The organism is Paraburkholderia kirstenboschensis, from assembly GCF_904848585.1.
Lineage (GTDB): Bacteria > Pseudomonadota > Gammaproteobacteria > Burkholderiales > Burkholderiaceae > Paraburkholderia > Paraburkholderia kirstenboschensis.
This window is the reverse complement of the sequence record NZ_CAJHCR010000002.1, coordinates 70,852-91,838: the sequence shown is the minus strand read 5'-3', so window position 1 is coordinate 91,838 and position 20,987 is coordinate 70,852. Positions and strand designations below refer to the sequence as shown.

General features: G+C 60.6%; 16 protein-coding genes. 6 read left to right on the top strand and 10 right to left on the bottom strand.

Translation table 11 applies throughout. The annotated features are described in order from the left end of the window. Positions 1–404: 404 nt before the first annotated feature. The 8 genes from JMY24_RS07110 to catA all read right to left on the bottom strand — a co-directional run bounded on the left by JMY24_RS07110 (position 405) and on the right by catA (position 7,120). Entirely contained in the window at positions 405–926 is a 522-nt protein-coding gene (locus tag JMY24_RS07110) for a hypothetical protein (RefSeq protein ID WP_128597730.1), read from the bottom strand. A gap of 158 nt (positions 927–1,084) precedes the next feature. Further along, positions 1,085–1,579 carry a phasin family protein gene (phaP, locus tag JMY24_RS07105; protein ID WP_128584285.1) on the bottom strand — a complete coding sequence of 165 codons (495 nt, stop codon included), beginning with the start codon at positions 1,577–1,579 and terminating at the stop codon, positions 1,085–1,087. A gap of 387 nt (positions 1,580–1,966) precedes the next feature. Then, positions 1,967–2,365 carry a RidA family protein gene (locus JMY24_RS07100; protein ID WP_128584284.1) on the bottom strand — a complete coding sequence of 133 codons (399 nt, stop codon included), beginning with the start codon at positions 2,363–2,365 and terminating at the stop codon, positions 1,967–1,969. Between the two features lie 34 nt (positions 2,366–2,399). Beyond that, complete coding sequence (gene benD, locus JMY24_RS07095; protein WP_128597729.1) at positions 2,400–3,176, bottom strand: benzoate diol dehydrogenase BenD; 777 nt, start codon at positions 3,174–3,176, stop codon at positions 2,400–2,402. Next, complete coding sequence (gene benC / locus JMY24_RS07090; RefSeq protein WP_128597728.1) at positions 3,173–4,195, bottom strand: benzoate 1,2-dioxygenase electron transfer component BenC; 1,023 nt, start codon at positions 4,193–4,195, stop codon at positions 3,173–3,175. Before benC ends, benD begins: the two co-directional genes overlap by 4 nt. Before the next feature lie 39 nt (positions 4,196–4,234). Beyond that, positions 4,235–4,723, bottom strand: a complete 489-nt coding sequence (gene benB / locus JMY24_RS07085) for a benzoate 1,2-dioxygenase small subunit (protein ID WP_128597727.1) — start codon at positions 4,721–4,723, stop codon at positions 4,235–4,237. After that, positions 4,720–6,078 carry a Rieske 2Fe-2S domain-containing protein gene (locus JMY24_RS07080; RefSeq protein ID WP_128597726.1) on the bottom strand — a complete coding sequence of 453 codons (1,359 nt, stop codon included), beginning with the start codon at positions 6,076–6,078 and terminating at the stop codon, positions 4,720–4,722. Before JMY24_RS07080 ends, benB begins: the two co-directional genes overlap by 4 nt. A 106-nt stretch (positions 6,079–6,184) precedes the next feature. Then, positions 6,185–7,120: a catechol 1,2-dioxygenase gene (gene catA, locus JMY24_RS07075; protein ID WP_128597725.1), complete on the bottom strand. Its 936-nt coding sequence runs from the start codon at positions 7,118–7,120 to the stop codon at positions 6,185–6,187. A 176-nt stretch (positions 7,121–7,296) separates the two neighbouring features. Here catA and JMY24_RS07070 point away from each other — a divergent pair, with 176 nt between their 5' ends. The 5 genes from JMY24_RS07070 (at position 7,297) to JMY24_RS07050 (ending at position 13,942) form a co-directional block, all read left to right on the top strand. Further along, a complete protein-coding gene (locus tag JMY24_RS07070) occupies positions 7,297–8,220 on the top strand; it encodes a LysR family transcriptional regulator (protein ID WP_201701671.1) in 924 nt (307 codons plus the stop codon). 103 nt (positions 8,221–8,323) lie between these two features. After that, positions 8,324–9,451 carry a muconate/chloromuconate family cycloisomerase gene (locus tag JMY24_RS07065; RefSeq protein ID WP_128597724.1) on the top strand — a complete coding sequence of 376 codons (1,128 nt, stop codon included), beginning with the start codon at positions 8,324–8,326 and terminating at the stop codon, positions 9,449–9,451. 74 nt (positions 9,452–9,525) lie between these two features. Then, positions 9,526–9,804, top strand: coding sequence for a muconolactone Delta-isomerase (catC, locus tag JMY24_RS07060; RefSeq protein WP_128597723.1), 279 nt, complete (start codon positions 9,526–9,528; stop codon positions 9,802–9,804). Positions 9,805–10,003: 199 nt separating this feature from the next. Continuing rightward, positions 10,004–13,627, top strand: coding sequence for an AAA family ATPase (locus JMY24_RS07055; RefSeq protein ID WP_128597722.1), 3,624 nt, complete (start codon positions 10,004–10,006; stop codon positions 13,625–13,627). 57 nt (positions 13,628–13,684) lie between these two features. Further along, entirely contained in the window at positions 13,685–13,942 is a 258-nt protein-coding gene (locus JMY24_RS07050) for a DUF4242 domain-containing protein (protein ID WP_027798033.1), read from the top strand. Between the two features lie 101 nt (positions 13,943–14,043). On the opposite strand, the gene JMY24_RS07045 is transcribed toward JMY24_RS07050, so the two are convergent. Next, positions 14,044–17,322, bottom strand: a complete 3,279-nt coding sequence (locus tag JMY24_RS07045) for an adenylate/guanylate cyclase domain-containing protein (RefSeq protein WP_201701669.1) — start codon at positions 17,320–17,322, stop codon at positions 14,044–14,046. Between the two features lie 501 nt (positions 17,323–17,823). Between JMY24_RS07045 and JMY24_RS07040 the strand changes: the two genes are divergently transcribed. Next, positions 17,824–20,058, top strand: a complete 2,235-nt coding sequence (locus tag JMY24_RS07040) for a SulP family inorganic anion transporter (RefSeq protein ID WP_128597920.1) — start codon at positions 17,824–17,826, stop codon at positions 20,056–20,058. A 43-nt stretch (positions 20,059–20,101) separates the two neighbouring features. On the opposite strand, the gene JMY24_RS07035 is transcribed toward JMY24_RS07040, so the two are convergent. Next, the gene (locus JMY24_RS07035) at positions 20,102–20,473 is read right to left on the bottom strand and encodes a YciI family protein (protein ID WP_128584278.1); all 372 of its coding nucleotides are present in this window, start codon (positions 20,471–20,473) and stop codon (positions 20,102–20,104) included. Positions 20,474–20,987: the final 514 nt, after the last annotated feature.

Below are 20,987 nucleotides of genomic sequence, written 5' to 3'. Positions count from 1 at the left end.
TGCAACCGCTGTGAAGCGATTTCGCTGCAGCGCAAAACCATAAGCAGATGTTCTACGATGAGCGGAAGGCGAACGCCTATAAGCCAGCATATACGAGCCAATAATGCCGTCAAACGATTTTTGGAAAAATGCGCTCGGTGCTTTCCCGAGGCGATCCACAACTTGGTCGCTAATAAGAAGGACTGTTGCGTAATGGGTATTTCAATTCATTCGCGGTTTGTCGCTGCGGCGTTGAATCGAAGAAGCGTTGGAGCGGTGTGGCCCGGGACTACATCAGGCACCGTTTAGAGAATCGATCAGGATGGCTAAAGATGCGGAATTTCATGGGCATCGATATTCTCGATGCGGCATGGGTCCATGAAAACCGATTCCAACCTGCGCGCTGACTGCGCCGGTTTCCTGCTTCAGGACGTCAACCTTGGCTCTGGCCATGGCCAGCCCCTTTTTTCGTTATGTACGTCAGCTCCGACGGCTGACAGAACGTGGGCGCTGGCCTCGGCTGTCGTCGTCTCACCTGCGGCTCGGCTCACCGGCTCCGGCAATTCGGCCCCCTTCACTTCGGAAGGCCCGATTCCAAACCAGGGCACATCCTTTCCAATGTGAGCGACGTATGCATTCCAGCCGTCAACGTTGCCCTGAAAAAGGTTGTCCTTAACGGCTGAGGCAAGCGCGTCCCTATTTAGCTCCGTCTCAAGCAGTTCCTTCGGCCATTGGGAGAACGCACTGGCGACCCCTGCGCCGAACTCTGCAACCGTCATCTGCGGCGCTAATGCGCGGAGGAACTCGAAGGTCTGCAAGGCATCGTCTTTCTGCAGGACTTGCGTCACAGAGATGCCGGGTTTGGCCTTGGCGGTCAGATAGTTCAAAGCGTGGAGAATGTCGCCAAGATGGAGTAACAGTTCTCGTCTATCGAATCGGTCGTCCATGCTGCATCCGTTGAATCAATCGTAGCTTGATGCTGTTTGCGGAAAGGCCTTGTGCGGTCGCTTAACGTGCTTCCCGATATACCCACCAATGCCGGAAGGACAAATGCGAACCGAAGTTCGCATTTGTCGACCTGCAAGTGCGGTAAGAGGCCGCGGTCTTACTGTACGGTGGACACCGTAGCGACGAACTGCTTCGCAGCCTTGCTGGCCGATTCGTAGGTCGCGTTCGTCGCAGAGAAGACGGAGTTCCACGCAGCTATAGCCGATTCGCTTCCAGCGGGCGCGTTCTTTTTAAGGCCTTCGACAAACGCTTGTGTGTCGCGCTGCAATTTTTCGCCTTGCGCTGTCGCAGCGGCCGAAATGTCGCTTCCAACTTCGGTCATGATTTCATGAACGCTACGGCCGTACGCCACCGCGTTTTCTGCAACCGGCTGTGAAAGGCCTGCTTGCAATGCGAACAGAGCGCCCGGATTGCCCGCCGAAACGGCTTTGATCACGATTTCCTGGCTTTGGGCTAGAGCCGCCTTACTGACCTGCAAGTTCAACGCGACCAGCTTTTCGAAGCCTGCGAATGCCTTGTTGAGCGCGCCAGAAAAGGCTTCAACGTTCGCTTGCTGCGCGGCAATCAACTGCTGGGGGGTAAATGTGGTCATTCATAACTCCGAAAGGTAAGGCGGCAGGGCCACGAGTGAACCAGACAGGCGTCAGCATGGCGGAAAGGTGAAATGCTGCACTGCAGCATGAAGCCTATTGTACGGAGTGGCGTCAGCAAGTCAAACTATTTCGCCGCGGATGTGTTCGCTACGGCAAACGTGCCGCCCCCAATGAGTTGGTCGGGCAGTCGGCCTTTTCCGTGGTTGTACTTCTGGCTGACTGCGATGAAGGGCTCGTCGTAGTCGGGCACAATCCCCAATCCTGCCGCGTCGTCCGCTCGACCAGGCAGTACTGCAGCAGCATAGCGGGTTGCTTGCCGGCTACCTTGCCGGCTACTTTCGCCAGACACGTTGACTCGGTGTTTCGGGAAATTGGTCGCTCCACGGTTAATCGGGCAGGACAGCGACAGCCTTTATTTCAACGATATAACCGGCTGTGCCCCCGAGCATGTGCGCGCCGATGGCCGTCCATGCCGGCATAGGGTGCGTCGTGAGATAGCGGTCACGTATTTCTATGAACAATGGTAAGTCGCGCATATCGGTGTGAAATGTGGTGACGTCCACCACGTCGCTCAGCGAAGCACCTGCACACTCGAGTACTTTCTTCAGGTTCTCGAACGCTTGAACTGTCTGGGCTTCGCGACCTTCAACGAGTTTCATCTTGTCGTCGCGACCAATCTGGCCAGACACGTATATGGTGCTTCCGACCTTGACCGCGGGAGCGTAGCGAATTCTTTCGTACACCGCTTCCATTCCGGCCGGCACGACGGCTTTGCGTTCCTTCATTGCGGCGTCTCCAGACTAATTTGGATTCATGGCTCTAGCCGTTGTCGCCGCCGGCAACCGGCAACACGGCACCCGTGATGTAGCCAGCTTCGTCGGATGCAAGAAAGAGAATCGGCGCGACTTGCTCTTCAAGCGTCCCATAGCGCTTGAAGAAGTTGGACTCAGCCACCTGCTTCACGGCTTCGCTCATCCAGGCCCTTTCCTGGTCGTTATCTCCGGCTGCGTTGCGAGGCACGCGTCGCGGAGGCGCATCTGTCCCGCCCGGGGCAGCAGCGACCACGCGGATGTTGCGTTCGCCGTACTCCATCGCGAGCGACTGGGTTAGCGCATTGACGCCACCCTTGGCAGCCGAGTAGGGCACGCGGCGAATACCTCGTGTGGCATTCGATGAGACGTTGACAATGGTTCCCCGGCCTTGCATCAGCATCTGAGGGAGAACCGCATGGCACGCATACAGGGTCGGCATCAGGGAACGGCGGATTTCAGCATCGATCTGGGCCGGTTCGAATTCCGCGAAAGGCCGCATGCGAATGGCACCGCCCACCGCATTGACGAGGATGTCGATCCGGCCAAACTTTTGCGCCGCGAAAGCCATTGTCGAAGCTGCACCTTCATACGTCTCGAGGTCTGCGACGAAGCCGGCTGTCTGGGCACCAATCGCTTCGGCGGCGACATCGGAGACAAACTCGGCGCGGTCCACCAACAGCACTTTCGCACCCTCCGATGCTGCACGCAGGGCGACGCCGCGCCCGATTCCCTGCGCCGCTCCCGTGACTACCATCACCTTGCCTTCGAACCTTTGCGCGTTCATGAGTCCACCAGTGCTGCGTTGGGGGTAAATTTCTCGTAGTGAAAGCTCATTGGCTCTACACCGTTTTCGTCGAAGTATTTGCGTACAGCATCCACCATCGGCGGCGGGCCGCACAGGTACACGTCGACATCTCCGTCGTTCAGACATTCGGCGGGCATGTGCTGGGTCACCCAGCCCTTGCGCGGGTGGCTGGATTCGGCCGCAGCCACAACGGTGCTGAACGTGAAATTGGGAAGTTTTTCCGTGTATGCCTGGATGGCCTCGACCAACACCAGGTCGAGGTCGCGGGTCACGCCGTAGACGAGGTGCACCGTCTGCTGAGAGTTCGCACTGGCCAGTACTTCCAGCATCGACAGGAACGGGGCGAGCCCCGTGCCGCCTGCGAGGAACAGTAAGGGCCGTTTGACAGGACGCAAATAGAAGATGCCCATCGGTCCGGTTAGCTGAACCTTGTTACCAGGCTGGGCCGATTCGAGCCAGGTGCTCATTACGCCACCGGGAATCTTCTTGATCAAAAAGCTGATTTTCGATTCGCCGGGCGACGATGAGAACGAGTAGGAGCGATGTTCGCCGCTGCCGGGTACATCGATGTTGACGTACTGACCGGCAAGGAAGACGGGCGGGACGCCGTCCACGTCCATCTCGAGCACGACGGCCGCGTCGTTGTGCTCCTCGACCTTTGTGACCGTGGCGGCGAACTTGCTTTGCTCGGTCTTGCAGGCCGTCGACGATGCCGGGACCGCAATGACACAATTGCTCTCGGGAACCATCTGACATGTGAGGACGAGACCGCTCTGCTTCTCGTCGTCGGTAAGCGCGTCCTCTATGTAGTCATCGCCCAGATCGTAGCTGCCACTCTCCGCCCGGCATTTGCAGGTACCGCATACGCCGTCAGAGCAGTCCATCGGCAAGTTGATCCTGGCGCGAAAGGCGGCATCGAGAACCTTCTCGCCGGCCTTGCATTCGACGAAGCGGGTCACTCCGTCTTCGAAGTTCAGTGCAATGTTGTAGCTGGACATGTTGTCTCCTACTTCCTTGTCTCTATCCGACCGGTGGCATCAAACGTGATAGACGTCGAGCACCTGTCGGATATAGTCGTTCTTAAGTGCAATCTTCTTGCTGGAAATCAGCAGACGGTCGTCGACCGTGCGCAAGGTTACGTACATCGTGCCGAAGAACTGGTCCGTAATCTTGTAGCGGTGAATAAGCGTGTTGAAGTTGTATCGAAGGTCCACTTCGCCATCACGCTCAGCCAGCACTTCCACATTGGTCACGTTGTGGCTCGTGCGCGGTTCTGGCATCGAAGCGCCGCTTCGTTCGGTCTTGATGCGGAATACGCGGTCTTCGAGGCCACCCCGGTCTGCGTAGTACATCAACGAGATCTGCCTCTGCGGGTCCTCCGTCAGCGTGTCATCGTCGTCCCACGCCGGCATCCAGTAAGTGACGTCCTCTGTGTAGCAGGCGAGCCACTCGTCCCATTGACGGTCATCCAGGAAACGGGCTTCCTGATAAAGGGCGCGACAGAGTTTTTGATAGTCGAAGCTCATACCGTCGCCTCCGCTTGTTCTTTTCGCAAGGCTTCGCGCATCACCTGCAACCAGTATTCGTGCTGGACCACAAAGAGGCCCTCATCTTCGCTACGTTCTCCAGAGATGAGCGGATTCAAGCCCATGCTTCTCGCGTTTTCATCCGGTCCGTGAATCCACAGCGGAGCACCGCGCGAGAGGTCGTTCCACATCGTCGTTGAACCGGCGTACCCGGCCTGACACGCGCGAAATTCTTCGAGGTCGTCACTGGTCCCCATGCCCGATACGTTGAAGAAATCTTCGTATTGGCGAATGCGGGTCGCGCGGTCTTCGGCACTCTCACCCTTGGGGGCGAAGCAGAAGATGCTGACTTCGGTCCTGTCGACGCTAATCGGACGAACCACACGAATCTGCGTGCTGAACTGGTCCATCAGGAAAACGTTGGGATAAAGGCACAGATTACGGGTCTGGTTGACGACGAATTTCCCCTTGTCTTCGCCGACGCGCGCTGTGATTTCGTCGCGATGCCGATAAACCGGCCTCACTTCCGGGTTCATGGTGTTGGTCCACAGCAGGATATGACCGTGCTCGAATCCGTACACCCCGGCGACCGACTTGCTCCAGCTATTCGCATCCACTGCCTTGGTGCCTTCGTCCTTGCGTCGGCCCATCGTTGCGGCGTAGTTCCAGTGGACGGTGCTGACGTGATAACCGTCGCAGCCGTTCTCCATCTGCATCTTCCAGTTGCCGTCGTAGATATACGAGGAGTTCCCGCGCAGTACTTCCAGGCCGTCCGGTGCCTGCGCAACGATCTGGTCGATGATGACCTTCGTCTCACCGAGGTAATCCTCGAGCGGCATGACGTCGGCATTCAGGCTGCCGAACAGGAAACCCCGGTAGTTCTGAAAGCGCGCAACCTTCTTCAGGTCGTGTGAGCCTTGCTTGTTGAATTGCACAGGGTATTCGGTGGTCTTCTCGTCCTTTACTTTCAGGAGCTTGCCGGCGTTCGAGAACGTCCATCCGTGAAAAGGGCAGGTGAAGCTGCTCTTGTTGCCGTGCTTGCGACGACACAGCATTGCACCTTTGTGCGCGCAGGCATTGATGACCGCGTGTAATTCACCGGTTTTGTCGCGCGTGACAACTATCGGCTGGCGACCAATCCACGTGGTGTAGTAGTCGTTGTTATCAGGAATCTGGCTTTCGTGCGCCAGATAAACCCAGTTACTCTCGAAGATATGTTTCATCTCGAGTTCGTACAAATCGGCATCGGTGAAGATGTCGCGACGGCAACGGAAAACACCGTTTTCTTTGTCATCCTGCACGGCGTTGCTCAGCAGGTCTTCCAGCTTCAACGCCTTGTCGATAGTTGCACACATGTCTGCTCTCCCTATGCGGACTCCGCGGACGAGCCCTTGCATCGGCTCAATGATTTATGCCGAGAATCAGGCGGCTAGCCGGTCAGAAAGCCGCCGTGTCGAGCGGTTACGCCGCAGCTGATGCCCGCGGGCGATTGACGAGCTGGTTGTCTTTACCCTTAATCAGTGGACTCAGCGCGATGTCGAACTGGATTTCTTTGTACGCATCGGCTTTGAGACCCAGGGCAATGCCGCCCGTCTTGTCGACGACTTGAGGAACGAGTTCCTCGCGAGTGGCATAGGCGAAGTCGTCCCAAATCAACGGGTCGCCTTCGATGTTGATTTGCGTCGTCAGCTTGCGCGTTTTATCGCTGGTAACGAAGAAGTGCACGTGCGCCGGACGATTACCGTGCCGGGCAAGCATGTTCAGCAGTTGTTGCGTGGCGCCGTGCGGCGGGCAGCCGTAGCCCACCGGCATGAGTGTGCGGAATTCATACTTGCCGTCGGCACCGGTTCGCACCGCGCCGCGAAGGTTGAACTCGCTCTGTGCGCCGGTCGGGTCGAAATGCGAATAGAAGCCCTTCGAGTTGGCGTGCCAGCATTCGACCACTGCGCCCGCCACGGGCTCGCCGTCGAGCCCAGTCACAGTGCCATGGATAATGAGCGGGTCAGCGTCTTCGTCAGGATTGACATCGATTTTCGATACACCGTCACGCACCGGCGCGCCAGCGACATACAACGGCCCTTCAATGGTTCGCGGCGTGCCGCCATGAATGTCTGCCTCCAGGTCCTGCGCATCCATCCGGATGTCGAGATACTTTTCCAGACCGAGGCCAGCAGCCAGAAGCGCGGCTTCGCCGTCTTGTCCGAGTTTATTGAAGTAGGTCACACCTGCCCAAATCTCATCGGGGGTGATGTCGAGGTCGTCGATGGCCTTAAAGAGGTCGCCCAGCAAGCGATGGGTAATCTCCTTGGTGCGGGCATTGCCGTCCTCGCAACCAAGATTGGCGGCGGCCTTGAGAAGGGCCTGCACTTCGTTCGTTTCGAACACTTTGGCGTTCATTGTCTGCTCCTGACTCTCTGTATTTTTCGATGGGGTTAACCCTTGTTTCTACCCGGTTGAAGTATGCTCAGAAGGTATAATCGGGCTGTGAAACTCGGTATGAATGCAGGATAGTTGAGTGCAAATGGACCGGTCCAACACCGATTTAGTATTGGGCTATATCTGAGAGGTATTGAATGGAGCTGCGACACCTCCGGTACTTCGTGGCGGTTGCCGAAGAGCGGAACTTCACGCGGGCCGCGCAGCGCCTTCATATCGCGCAACCACCGCTCAGTCGGCAGATACAGCAACTGGAAGAGACCTTGGGCGTGCAGCTCTTTGAAAGAAACTCGCGCCCTCTGAAACTGACGGAGACGGGCAAGTTCTTTTACGGCCACGCAGTGCAATTGCTCGCACAGACTGCGGAGCTCGAGTCGATGACACGACGAGTGGGCAACATCGAGCGCAGCATGTCCGTCGGTTTTGTCGCATCGACCCTATACGGGTTGCTGCCAAAAATAATTCGCCGCTTTCGAGACGAGAATCCGACGGTCGAGCTCAGCCTTCACGAGATGTCGACCACAGACCAGATCAGGGCGCTCAAGGACGGACGGATCGATGTCGGTTTTGGCCGCATCCGGCTAGAGGATGCGAACATTCGGCGAGTGGTTCTGCGAGAAGAGAAGATGATTGTCGCGTTTCCTCTCGGCCACCCGCTCTCTATTTCCAAGCCTGTTTCAGCCTTGCGAGACCTTGTCAACGAAACGCTGATCATCTACCCGAAAACGCCGCGTCCGAGCTACGCAGACCAGGTCCTCGCCGCCTTTCACGACCGAGGATTGAAGCCGCGAAAAATCTATGAAGTCCGGGAAATTCAGATTGCGTTGGGGCTAGTCGCGGCCGGCGAGGGGATTTCCATCGTCCCGAGCAGCGTTTATGGCCTTAAGCGAGACGACGTGAGTTATAAGGAACTGGACGACCCGACTCTGGTGTCGCCGATCATCATGAGTGTGCGTGCGATGGACGAGTCGCGCGACATCAGCGAGATGCTCGATCTCATTTATCGACTGTACGAAGAAGAGCAGGTCGCTTCCGTCGCCCGCACAGACGGGGGGCGGTAAGCCGGTTATACCTTGGCGGTATGACACTAGACGTCGATGGTCTTGGACAGGGGAAGATTGCGCGCGCAATACTTCAGCAACTCTCCAACCTCGTCCCTCAGGTATGAACCCGCAAATCACCTCCGTCGAAGCGATCCTAGTTGACCTTCCAACCATTCGCGCGCATCAGCTTTCCATGGCGACGATGCAGCAACAAACCATGGTCATCATCCGCCTTCGCGCGAGCGACGACATCGAAGGCATTGGGGAAGCAACGACCATCGGTGGTCTCTCTTACGGCGAAGAGAGTCCCGAAGGCATCAAACTGACCATCGACACATACCTGGCCCCGGTGTTGGTCGGACAGGATGCGACGAACGTGAACGACGCGATGCTCAAGCTGAACAAGGTTGCCCGTGGCAATCGGTTCGCCAAGTCGGGTATCGAAACGGCGCTGCTGGATGCGCAGGGCAAACGTCTTGGCGTGCCGATGTCGGCGCTGCTCGGCGGAGCCGTTCGCAAGACTCTTCCGGTCCTCTGGACGCTCGCGAGCGGCGACACCGATCACGACATAGAAGAAGCCGAAATGCTTCTCGCTGAACGTCGGCACAATACGTTCAAGCTGAAGATTGGACGGCGTAGCGTTCGCGACGACGTAGCTCACGTGTCAAAAATCAAGGCGGCCTTCGGCGACCGCGCCAGAATCACCGTGGACGTGAATCAGGCATGGAATGAAGTTGATGCCGCGCTGGGAATTGCCGCGATGGAAGCCGCCGGCATCGACCTCATCGAACAACCCACGCCTCGCGAACAACGCGGCGCACTTGCCCGACTAGCTGCTCGTTTCATCGTGCCAATAATGGCAGACGAGGGGGTAACCGGTCCCGAAGACGCTCTCGAACTCGTACGTGGCTCCTGCGCTGACGTTTTCGCATTAAAGATTGCGAAGTCAGGTGGCATCTACGGAATGATGCGGACTGCGGCCATCGCGGACGCCGCCGGCGTGGCGCTGTACGGCGGCACCATGCTCGAAGGCAGCATCGGCTCGATTGCTTCCGCGCATGGATTCGGCGCGCTTCCGCAACTGTCATGGGGTACTGAGCTTTTTGGTCCACTCCTGCTTAAAGATGACGTGGTGACGGCTCGCCCCCATTATCGCGATTTCGACTTGCACATTCCTGAAGGGCCAGGGCTCGGACTCCATATCGATGAAGAGAAGCTCGCTTTCTACCGCCGGGATAAAAAGGCCTGAGCACAACCGGTCATTCGACAGTCGAAATGACGCAATCACCCAGCAACTCAAGAAGCGTCTCGTAAGGAGCAGAAATGCTGTATCTCGCAAGAATGGATGTACACCTGCCGCAGGATATGCCGGTTGCTCAAGCCGATGAAATCAAGGCCCGTGAAAAGGCATATTCGCAAGAGCTACAACGACAGGGGAAATGGCAGCAGTTGCACCGGGTCGTTGGTCAGTATGCGAACTACAGTATCTTCGACGTCGACTCGCACGACGAACTGCACGAGATTCTTTCTGGCTTACCGCTATTTCCATACATGTCGATCGAGGTGACCGCGCTTGCATGTCACCCGTCGTCGATACGATAGAGCAAGCGCCGTTAGGACGGCATTCGAACGTCGGCTCCCGCCGGTCTGTGAGGAGCCCGGCATCGCTAATCGCAGGATTGCCAGGCGCCGCAATGTTCGTTCCTCTTACTTAAGCGGTGCGGAATGGGCGAGAACGTGCATGGACAAGTCGCGTTAGCACGCCGATCATAGTCCTCGACGGCACAGCAGAGTTCTAACGATGACGGACGATCTGACGACATGGCTGGTGCAGATTGGCCTCGGTGGGCACGCCACGAAGTTCGTATCGCAAGGGATCGACTGGGACGTGCTCGGCGACCTGTCCGAGGGCGATTTAAAGGAACTCGGCCTGACGCTCGGCGACCGCAAGCGGCTCGCAAAAGGGCTTGCGGCACGGAGCGAATCCCACCCGCGATCGCTCGACCGCGCGAAGGAACGAGCAGACTTGCCTTCGCCGGCCGCGCCCGAAACCGCTGTGGCCGAGAGGCGGCAACTCACCGTGATGTTCGTCGACCTGATCGATTCCACGGCTCTCGCGGAGCGCTTCGATCCCGAGGACATGCGACGCCTGCTAGGGATCTATCATCAAGTCTGCGCAAGCGTGATCGAAGTTCATGAAGGTCACATCGCGCTTTACATCGGTGACGGCCTGCTCGTTTATTTCGGCTACCCGAATGCGCACGAAGACGATGCCGTGCGCGCGGTACTTTCCGCTCTCGCTGTCGTTTCGGCGCTTCGAGAGGCCAACGATCGCATCGAAGTCGAGCACGGCGTACGCCTGCAGATGCGTATCGGGATCGAGACGGGACTTGTCGTCGCCGGCGCGATTGGCGCCGGATCAACGCGGGACCACCAGGCGATCGTCGGAGAGGCGCCAATCATCGCCGCAAGGCTGCAGTCGGTCGCTCCGCCGGACGCGATCGTCGTGGGCCCGGCCACCCAGCGCCTGATCGAAGGATCGTTCCTGCTCGAAGACTTCGGTTGGCAAGAACTGAAAGGGATCACTGGTCCGGTTCGAGTCCAACGCGTGCTGGCGCAAACTGATTCGATCGACCGCTTCGAAGTCAGGGCGGTCTACGGCATCACGCCGCTCGTCGGCCGAGCCGCGGAACTCGACATGATCCGGCAACGCTGGAAGCAGAGCGTCGACGGCGAAATGCGCTGCGTCGTGTTGAGCGGCGAGCCGGGTATCGGAAAATCTCGCGTGCTGCGGGCATTCGGCGACGGCATCAGTGGCGACAACCATGCGGTCGTTTCGCTCCACTGTTCCTCGTACTATTGCAACAGCCCTTTCTGGCCGGTATTACGCTGGCTGCGGCGCGCCTTTGGCCTCGGCCCCGACGCGCCCGACTCGTCGGATCTGGAACGGCTGGAGGCGGCAATTGCACGACTCCGGCTGGATGCCGACGAGACGCTTCTCGTGCTGACGTCCTTGCTCGGGATTCCGGCGGGCGGGCGCCATCCGGCAATCGATGCCTCATCCCCGTCCTTCAAACGCCGCACGCTCGACGTGCTCGTCGCCATCATCGAAAAGTCGACTCAAGTTCAGCCGGTGCTCGTCATCGTCGAGGACGCGCACTGGATCGATCCGTCATCCCTCGAGTTCGTTCGGCTGGTGCTCGAGCGGCTCGTGGCGACCCCGCTGTTGCTACTGCTCACGGCGCGGCCCGAGTTCGAACCGGGATGGATCTACCCTCATCTCGTACAGGTGAACCTCGATCGGCTCTCGCGCCGCGATTGCATCGCGATGATCGAAAGGCTCACCAATGGAAAGCGGCTGCCGCCTGTCGTACTCGATCAGATCGTCGCCAAAACGGACGGCGTGCCGCTCTTCGTCGAGGAGCTGACAAAGGCCGTCCTCCAGGGCGAATTGTTGCAGGATGCCGGAACAAGCTATGAGTTGAAAGGAACGCCGCAGACCATTGCGATCCCGGACACGCTACAGGGCTCGCTACTATCGCGGCTCGACCGGCTCGAGCCAGCCGTGAAGGAAACCGCCCAGATCGCGGCCACGGTGGGGCGGGAATTCGGCAGGAAGCTGCTTGGCCTGATTGCGTCCAGGTCGGAGAACGATCTGCAGGAAACGCTAGACCGCCTGATCGAAGCCGAAATCATCGTCCCCGCTTCTGTTAAACCGGGGGAGGGAGACGTGTATCTGTTCCGGCACGCGTTGATCCAGGAGATCGCCTATCAATCTTTGTTGCTTGCGCGCCGCCGCCAATACCATGCGCTGATCGCCACTGCTCTGGAGGACCATTATCCGGAAGTCGTCAACCGGCAGCCCGAATTGATCGCTCAGAACTTCGCTGCGGCCGACCTGCCGGATCGCGCAATCGGCTACTGGCAGCGTGCCGCGGAACAGGCCCTTGCCGGCGCCGCCTACGACGAGGCTATCGCTCACGCGCAGCGCGGGCTTGAATTGATAAGCCGATGTTCCTACAGTAATCAGGACCGGGCAGCCCACCTGGTGCCTCTCTTGCTGACAAGAGGCGGAGCGGAGATCCGGTTGGCCCGCCGCGAGGCGATAGCGACCTTCCGGCAGGCCGCGCAAGTTGCTCGCGAGCAGAACTTGCCGTCGTTTCTTGTGCAGGCGGCGTTGGGGTTCGACACCGCCGAGACGTTCCTCGAAGGCTCCGGCAAAGCATCGCTTTCCTTGCTGGAGGAGGCGCTCGGCTTGATCGGCACCGAGGAGTCCGTCGAGCGCTGCCGCCTGTTGAGTCGGCTGGTCCGCACCGTTCACATGACCGGTGCAGGTGAACAAGCCGACGAACTGGTTCTGGAGGCTGTCGCTCTAGCCAGACGCCTGAACGACCTGCCCAGCCTGTTCGACGCATTGGCTTGCGACATGATGCATATCGGGGCTCGCCCTTTGCCTGCGGACAAGTTCCCGGAGCGTGCAAACGTGTTACAGGAATTGAGCCAGATTGCAGAAGATCTCGGTGATGCACACACCATAGGTCACGCATGCGCTCGATGTCTCGCCGGCTACCTGGAGATCGGCGCGGTGGAACGCTTCGAGAGCGCCCTGGAAAGATATCGGCAGATTGCCACCAGTGGCCAGCATTTCGTCGACAAATGGTGTGTGACAGGTGCGCAGGCGATGCGGGCCATACTCGTCGGGGACTTCGCCGTGGCGGAGCACAAGGCGCGAGAGTCGTTGAAAATGGCGCAGAGCGTCGACGCGAAACTGGCAACGGGCGTCTACGGCATGCAGATGTTTTCGATACGCCGCGAACAAGGCCGGCTCGCCGAGGTCGCGCCGCTCTTCAAGCGGTTCGTCGACGAGCATTCCGAAGATGCTGCGTGGCGGCCCGGGCTCATGTTGATCTGCAGCGATCTCGGCTTCGACGCTCAGGCCCGCGACAATCTCGAACGGCTTGCGGAATCGGAATCCAGCATCCCTGTAGACAGCAAGCGGCTCGTCACGTTGACGTATCTGGCGGAAGTCGCTGCGCGGCTCCACGACGTCGGCCACGCCGAACAGATTTATGCCCGTCTCCTGCCGTTCCGGGACCAGGTCGTCACCGTTCCTGTTTTTACGCTGTGCTGCGGATCGGCGGCACGGCATCTCGGCATGCTCGCCGGCACTCTTGGCGATTGGTCCGTCGCCGAAGAGCATTTCGAATACGCGCTGTGCATGGACGAGCGCTTGCGAGCGCCGCCCTGGCTGGCGCATAGCCGGCACGAATTCGCCCTCATGCTGGCAGCGCGCAATCGCATCGAAGATAGAGCACGAGCGCGAGACCTGCTCGCCGCGGCGGCCACCGCGGCGAGCGAACTGAAAATGTTTGCCCTCGTGGAGCGCATCCGTGCCGCTGGGACAAGCACAGGGCTCACACACTAGTACACGGCTGCATGCTGCGAGGCGCAGCGGTGAGAGCCGCTAATCAAGGAGGATCCGATGCCACGTTTTATGATTGAACGAAATTTTGCGGAACAGTTGGAGGTCACCGGCGCAAGTGCGAGTGCCGTGAAACTGATCAACGACGAGGAGGGCGTCGAGTGGCTCTTTTCGTTTCTCAGTGCGGACAAGAAGAAGACTTATTGCCTGTACGAGGCGCCCAACGCCGAAGCCATCCGCGCTGCGGCACGCCGGGCGAACCTGCCTGCCGATGTGATCATCGAGGTGAGCGACTTGCGGCCAGAAATGTTCAATTAAGGGCAGGGCGCGAATGGCACTGTTGTGTCGCGAGGACGATGCAACGACAGGAGCGCCGCCCGCGTTGTCGAATCGATGGAATGCATCGGGCAACGCCTGCGCTACGAGGCGAGCGCAGCGTCTATCGCAGGCAGATAGCTGCTGTATCCCGCTTCCACGAGGTCCGCGCGTACGCGCTCGAGTTCGCGCCGCGTTCCTTCAGAATGGTCGTGTTTCGCATGAGCGAGGGCGCGCCCGCGCCTCACAAACAGTTCCGCCCAAGGCAGCGGCTCGACGCGCGTATAGTCTTCGAGCGCAGTGGCGTAGTGCAATGCGCCGGCTGCGTCGCCGGCGGACAACATCGCTTCGATCGCATCGCGGTAGAACCACAGGTGATTGTGCCCAACCGCGCCGCGCCGCAACATGTCCGCACCTTCGGCGAGCAGACGTGTGCGCTCATCGTCGTCCTCGACGGCGCGGCTTAGTGCGCTCACGGCCTTGGGGGCGCTGAACTGCGTTCCCACCTCGCGGCAAATCGCCAGCGCTTGGCGCAGCAATTCGGCGGCCTCTCGCCGATGCCCGCTGTCGAGCAGTCCGCGCGCTCGCATTTCCATGTTCTGTGCTTCGAAGCGGCGAGCGCCCAGTTGCCGGATGATCTGCATCTCGCGCTCGAGATGAGCGAGAGTAGCCGGCATGTCACCCATTTCGTAGCAGGCAAACACGCCCAACGTTTCGCACAGCATCTGCGCACGAGGCTGGCTGACCAGCGCCGCAGCGTACGCGGCGGCGCTTACGTCCTCGCGCGCCGCGCATGCCTCGTTGAGGAAGATCCTGCTGAAGCCGGCCATCGAACGATTGGCGACCTCGATGCGGCCGAAACCGTGTTCGCGGCTCAACGCAACGCACCGGCTGAAGTGTTCGAAGGCGGTGCGCATGCGCCCTTGCGCGTAGGCGGCATCCGCGAGGCCGCCGAGTGCGCGCGCCTCCGCTTCGGGGATGCCGAGCTGCCGTGCATAGGCAAGCCCGCGCTCGTGCTCGGTGCGGCAATCCTCGATCCTGCCAAGCGGAAACAGGATGTTGCCGCGCAAGTGATGCAGGCGTGCGAGTTCGGGCACCTTGCCCAGACGCTCCGCCACTTGCTGCGCGGCGTCGAGCAGCGGCAGGGCTTCGGCGAGACCTTCGCATACCCGCAGACCTTCGGCGAGCCCGAGTTGGCACTGACAGAGATCCGCTTCATTCGGCGCGGTGGCCACGGCCGCACGGTACGTCGCGATCGACCCTGGAATGTCGCCGAGGTCTCGTTGAAGTTCGCCCTTGAAGCAGGTCAGCGCGTAGCGATCCGTATCTTTTTGTGCAATTTGCAGACCTCGCTCGACTAGCCGGAATGCCGCCTCGGTGAAGTAGGCCGCGCGTTGCGTGAGCGCGGCGTCGAGGTAGGCCAGCGGCGCCCGCTCGTCCTCGGCGCGATCGAGATGCTGGGCGCGCAGCACCGGGTCGGTCGCTGCAAACCAGTCGGCCGCGAGGCGGTGCAACTCGCGCCGGCGTGCCCGCAGCAGCGTCGAGTAGATGCTCTCCTGGATGAGCGCATGGGCAAACAGGAAATCTTCGCCTTCCGGCAAGACGAGCGCGTTGCGGACGAGCCCGTGACAGACGTAGTCCGGTGTATCGATCAGCCGCCGCAGCAAGGCGAGGCCAAAGCGCTGTCCGATGACTGCGCCGGCCTGGAGTGCCTCGCGGTCGCGCGTGGTCAGCCGGTCCATGCGCGCCAGCACGAGGCTCTGGATGGTTGCGGGGACGGCTTCCTCGCTGCCTTCCTCGGCGTTACGCAGGAGTTGTTCGAGGAACAGCGGATTGCCGCCGGCTCGTTCGATGCAGGCACGCGCGACACGCCCGGTTGCATCGATAAAGCTGCCGGCAAGATTGAGCGCCTCCTCGCTGCGCAGCGGGCCAAGGTCGATCGTGGCAAAGGGCGTGCCGCGGCAACCGGCTCGCCATGCCGCGTCGAGCGGATCGCCGTCCACGCGCGAAGTCATGACAAGCAGGCCCGGACCGTTCGCGATCGCCGCGGCGAAGGCTGCCAGGTAACCGAGCACCTGCGGGTCGGCCCAATGAAGGTCTTCCACGACAATCAGGGTTGGCCCATGCCGGCAGACATCCTCCGTGATCGCTGCCGCGACCGTGCGCTTGCCGCGCGCGCGTGCAGCACTGTCCATCGCATCGTAAAGCGTGCGGCCTTCACCGGTTTGGGTAAGGTCGAGGATGTCGTGGAGAAACATAAGCTGCTCGGGGCCGACGGCCCCGGAGGCAGCAACCCGTGCGGCGGCAGCCCGCCTTTCATCGACGCCGGCCGCCGGCGCGAGGCCCACCATGCTGCCGACAATGGCGCGGATGGGATCCTGGCCTTTGCCCACGCCGAAATCAAGCACGAGACCGCGGTGGCCGGCAAAGCCCAGCGTTTCGACGAAGCGGCGCATTTCGTCGACGAGCCGCGTCTTGCCGATGCCCGCCTCGCCGCGGACATAGACGACGTGGCCGGCCCGCTGCTCGAGGCACGCGCGGGCGAGGCCCTTGAACTGCTCGAGTTCAGCCTTGCGGCCGACAAAAACACTTCGGCTTGCGGTGACTGTTTCACCGGCTAGACAGCGCAGACGCCACACGTGCACCGGCGAATCGATCCCCTTGAAGCGCATCGCGCCGCCGGCGTCGCTTATCACGCATTGACCGAGTGCGCGATGCGCGCCATCGGAGAGCAGTGTTTCTCCAGGGCCGGCGGCGGCAACCAGCCGGGCCGCCAGGTTCACGGACTCGCCAAGCACGGTGTAGTCCTGTGCGTCCGCGCGCTCGAACGGACCCGCGACTACCTCGCCGCTGGCAATGCCCACATGCGCCCTCAGCGGAAGCGACACTTGCTCGGCTAGTCCGTTAAGTGCCTCATGAATTTCCAGCGCGGCACGCGCCGCGCGAAGCGGATCGGTGTCGTGCGCGCGCGGTGCGCCGAAAATGGCCATCACGGCATCGCCGATGTGCTTGTCGATCGTACCGCCGTAGCCGAGCACGATCCCGTCGACAAGCGCGGTGTAACGACCGGTCAACTCGCGCAACTCTTCAGGATCGAGTGTTTGCGACAGCGCTGTGAAGCCACACAGATCGGCGAAGAGAATGGTGACTTGCCGGCGCTCGCTCGCGGGCGCATCCACGGCGGGCGGCGCTGCGCCCATGGCGACGCGCTGATCGGCAATTGCCGCGAGTAGGCGCTTGCGGTGGCCGAGCGAGAGGACGCCCAGTTCTTTGAGGTCCGCGTCGTCGAGCTGCTCAAGCATCGTGAGATCGATGTCGTTCCCGGCAAACGCGGGTGCATATTGCCCAAGTCCCAATGCATGCAGCCACTGATCGATATCCATCGCCGCCACCAATCCGATGCTCTCGAATCTACTCCGCGCCGCTCATTGCCGCACAGTTCATCGAACGCTTGGCCCGGACCGGGCCGTGTTGGACGCACGGATCAGACGAATCGACGCCTCGTCCGTTGCCGCGCTGCGACGGGCGCAATGGTCAGATACGCTCGTTGAAGGTATTGCCGATCAAAATACAGTGTACGTCCAGCGCGAGGGAGACGGATACCGTGCATGAGCGACGCGGGGAGGGCAGATGCCGCCCGCCGGGTGCCGCCGTGCTCGATGCTGCAGTGCCGCAGTGTGTTTGACACTGGCTGCGGCCACGACGGATACTGCACGACGGGCCAGGCACGTTGTCCTGCGAAGAGGCGAGCGTGATCTGCGGTCGTTCGTCATCCGAAACGATAGTTGATGTTCGAACGCGCCACAGCCGCGGCGCGCCGCGCGAACCGCACAGCCCAGGCAAGATTGCATCCGCTCTCACGGGGAAATACTGTGAAGCCAGCCATGTCAGGTTCCTCATCCGGCCTCCGCTCCGGGCTACGCATTCGGGGCCTGGCCGGAGATCTGACGGCCGGCATGGTGTCGATGCTGGTCATGCTCTGCTATGCAATGAGCCTCGGTACCATGATCTTTAGCGCGGATCTCGCCCGTTACGCCGGGCTTGGGGTGCCCACCGCTCTCATCAGTTGCGTAGTGACGGCGCTCGTGATCGCCTTGATGAGTTCGATGCGCGTGAACATCGCCGGACCCGACGGCAACGCCACGGCGTTTCTTGCCGGTGTGGCGGCCGGCGTCGCAAGCAGCGTGCGGGCTGACGGCGGAACACCGCAAACAATCCTGCTGACGGTGCTGATCGCCATCGCGTTGTGTTCGGTGGTGACGGGCGTCATTCTGTATGCGCTCGGGTCGTCCAGGCGCGGCCGTTCCCTGCAATTCCTGCCTTACCCGGTTGTAGGCGGCTTCCTTGCCGGGACTGGCTACCTCCTGCTGGCCGGCGCGTTTCGGGTCGTGACCGGCGAGCCCTTGAACTGGCACACCTTGGCGCTGGTGATGCACCTGAACTGGCTGGTCTGGACACCGGCTTTACTCGTGTGCGCGTCAGCCACGCTTCTGTCGCGCACCTGGAAACACGCTGCAGCACTGCCCATCACGCTTGCACTCGGCGTCGCCCTGTTTTACGTGCTCCTCTTTGCGGCCGGCCTGTCGATCGACGACGCCCGCGACACGCGATTGTTGCTTCCGCGCGTGGCGCCGCACGCCATACGAATTCCCGAGTTGCATTTGCCGGCATCGCTCATGCACGGCGGGGTCGACTGGGCGGCAATCGGTGCGCATTTGCCGGAGACCCTCGTCGTTACGTCGATTTCGGCAATTTCGATCCTGATGAACTCGACTGCGATAGGCGCAGCCACGGGTGAAGACATCGATCTGAACCGCGAGATGCGTGCGGCCGGCATCGCCAATATCGCAAGCGGAATGTTAGGCGGAATGGTCGGCTACCAGTCGTTCAACCGATCGATGCTCAATGCACGCGCTGGCGCGACAACTCGTCTGGCCGGTGTGTTCGCCGCCCTTGCTTGCCTGTTCGTGCTGGCCGTCTCACCGGATCTGGTGGCGCTATTCCCGGTGCCGGTGCTGGTCGGGCTGCAGCTCTTCATGGGAGTGCGTCTGTTGATCCAGTGGCTGGTGGGTGCTTTTGGCAAGCTCAACTGGCATGAGTACCTGCTTGTACCGCTTATTCTGGGAGCGATTGCGTTTTACGGCGTCGTCACGGGGGTGGTGGCCGGAGTGGTTGCCGCATGTGTGATGTTCGCGTTGCTGTACGGCCGCGTCAGCTGCGTTCGTATGGAGTTCGACGGCAGCACGCGCACATCGACTGTCGAACGCAGTATCGAGGCCACCGAACGCCTTCACGAACTCGGTGCACAAGTGTGCGGAACATGTCTGCAGGGGTTTCTTTTCTTTGGTACGGCCAATTCGATCTTGCAGCGCGTGCGCCAACGGCTGGCCACGCGCGGGCCCTTGTCCGTTCGCTTTGTCGTGCTCGATTTCGCGTCGACCAACGGCATGGACGCATCGGTATCGGTTAGCTTCGTCAAGCTTTGGCAGATGTGCGCAACGGCTAATGCGGACCTGGTGCTGACGGGGTTGCCGATACGCTCGCGTGATCTACTCATGAAGACCGGCACGCTGAATCTTCGGATCCACGAGTTCTCTACGCTCGATGCGGGATTGGAATGGATCGAAGATACGCTTCTCGCCTCGGATTCACGCGCGTTGCCCCGCGCCGAAGAAGATTTCCACACGATGCTCGCGCAGTATTTCACGCCATGCGCGCTCACAAGGCTGCTGGCCCTTCTGGAAGTGCGCGAGCTTAGGGCGGGGCAGCCGGTGTTCCGTCGCGGCGAGCCGGGGGACGCCATGTACTTTGTCGAGAGCGGCCGTGTCACTGTCTCACTGCCGCTTGCCGACGGGCGCAACCTCAGGTTGCGCTCGTTCGGGCCGGGTACGATCGTCGGCGAAATGGCGGTGTATACGCAGCAGGCGCGCAGTGCGGACGTGCTCGCGGAGGGTCCCGCACGCGTGCTGCGTTTGACGCTCGAGTCGTTGCATGCGCTCGAGCGCGACGACCCTGTGACCGTGCAGCAAATTCATCGCTATGTCGTCAAGGTCATGGCGTCCCGTCTGGCTGTCGCAGACGAGGCCTTGCGCGCCGCTCACTCCGTGCCGAGCGGGTAGAGTGCGCGGCGCCAACGCATTCTTGAGGCACGCGTCCCAGCCCTCATCGGGCCAGGTAGAAATCCAGGGGGATAAGCTCGACGGCCCATCCGCCTTCTTCGCCCAGCGTGGCCGCGGGGTGCATGGAGGCGATGCGCAACGCCTCGTCACGGGTATCCGCCTCGATGACGAACAGGCCGCCCACGACTTCCTTCGACTCGGTGTAGGGCCCATCGGTGATGTGCGTCTTGCCACCGCGCGGGCGGAGCGTCGTCCATTTGTCCAGATCGCCAAGCGACGCGGAAATCAGAACCTTGCCGGTAGCCCGCATCTTTTCGTCCAATGCGGGGCATTGGCTTACCAATGCCTTGACGTCGCCTGGCGCCATCGCGGCGAATTTTTCGGGTGTGAAGTAGGCCAAGCCGAGGTATTTCATGGGAGATCCTTTGGGTGGGGATACCCTGACGACGAAGCTGATGATCGAAAATCGACAATCTTCCAGGAAAGTTTTTAGCAGGTCTCGCCAGCCTGTCCGCTTTGGGTTCAGAAACGGTCAGTTACTCGCACACGGAAGCTGTCATTCCACGGCCGGTCCGCGCCGAAACCGGCTGGACGACTTACGAATGTATTGTGCGTCATTCAAACATAGAATCCGCTCGCGACGGCGATACGTCGCTTTCGGAGCCCCTAATCGGGTCGTAGTGTTCGGCCTCGGTACTAGCGGACTGGCCGTCCCGCGATCGTGCGCATGACCCGACGGCATGGCATGACCGTTCTATTGGATGTCGTTGATCGAGCCGCCGCTTAGATCTTTTCAGCGCCCCGCAGCCTGACCAAGGCTAAGATCGTTCTACAGGCCGCTCGCGCATGCTGGGCAATGGCTCAAAGCTGAATGGGTTCAGCGCCGGACAACGGGACATAAACGACACACTCGTCCGGTGAACGAATTT